Origin of the sequence: Erwinia sp. MYb416, assembly GCF_037479575.1 — a bacterium.
GTDB classification, from domain to species: Bacteria; Pseudomonadota; Gammaproteobacteria; order Enterobacterales; family Enterobacteriaceae; genus Erwinia; species Erwinia rhapontici.
Map to the genome: position 1 here is coordinate 1 of NZ_JBBGYT010000356.1, position 1,201 is coordinate 1,201.

Sequence of the window (1,201 nt, forward strand, 5' to 3'; positions counted from 1 at the left end):
ACACGCAATATGTCCTGCTGGACGAGCCGCTGAACAATCTGGATATGAAGCACAGCGTGGCGATGATGAAGCAGCTCAGACGCGCCGCCGATCAGTTAGAAAAATCCATTGTGCTGGTGATCCACGATATTAACTTTGCCTCGGCGTACTCCGACTTCATCCTGGCGATGAAGGACGGACAGGTGGTATTCCGCGGTACGCCAGAGCAGGTGATGGTGCCTGAGGTGATCGAAGGGATCTTCGATCTGCCCGTGACCATCGAGCAGGTGAACGGCCAGCGTATTGCGATGTATTACCGTTAGCGAGCCGTCACGCGGGGGCGCTTTACGCTGAGGTACCGGACACGTTTACCCCTGCTGTTGTGCGCGTTGACCACCAGCACAGCAGCGAGCCGAGACTGACCATGCCAGCGCCTTGCCAGAAGTTGACCGACAGGCTGGCATCCAGCATCCAGGCGGCCAGCATGGCCGAAAGCACGGGAATAAAATAGGACGCGGTAGCCAGCAACGTCACATTACCGTGCAGGATGCCGATGTTCCATGCCGCATAACCCAGGCCCATTGCCAGCGCAGCCAGCGCCAGACTCACCAGCACCGGAAGCGTGATGATCATCTCTGGCTGAGATGCGGAGAAATATTTTATCCACAACGCCAGTGCGGTCAGCATAAAGAATAGCGTGATGCCGTTACTGCCCCGGGCTATTTTTTGCGTCAGCACGCAGTAAAGCGCCCAGATCACGGCGCCCGCGAGAGCCAGGCCATAACTGAGAGGGTTTGAGGCGATGTTATTGCCGATCTCTGCCAGCGACAACGCATGCTCACCCGCCAGCACTTTGGCGATCCCGACGAGGGAGACCGTCATTCCCGGGACGATCAGCAGGCTGCATTTTTGTCGGGCGATAAACACCGATAACAGGACGGTGAGGCTGGGCCAGAGATAGTTCACCATACCCACTTCAATCGCCTGCATGCCGCTGCGGGCATAGCCCAGCGAGAGAGACAGGCAGATTTCATAGCTGACAAACAGCAGGCTGCCCAACAGCAGATAGGCGCGGGGAAATGTTTTTACCTTCGGGAATCCCACCGTCAGCAGTAACAGCAGCGCGCTAAGCGTGTAGATCATCGCGGCTCCGCCGACAGCGCCGAGCCCTTCACTGACGCCGCGTATCAGCCCGACAATGGCGCTCCACAGAATGATGGCG

Annotated in this window: 1 protein-coding gene and 1 pseudogene; one reads left to right on the top strand and one right to left on the bottom strand. The window is 57.9% G+C overall.

Annotated elements, in window-relative coordinates:
* Nucleotides 1–302: pseudogene (locus WH277_RS05245) on the top strand (iron ABC transporter ATP-binding protein); the annotation flags it as partial.
* Nucleotides 303–324: 22 nt separating this feature from the next.
* Here the strand turns inward: WH277_RS05245 and yddG are convergent.
* The coding region (yddG, locus tag WH277_RS05250) for an aromatic amino acid DMT transporter YddG (RefSeq protein ID WP_339504826.1) at nucleotides 325–1,201 on the bottom strand (877 nt) is incomplete at its 5' end.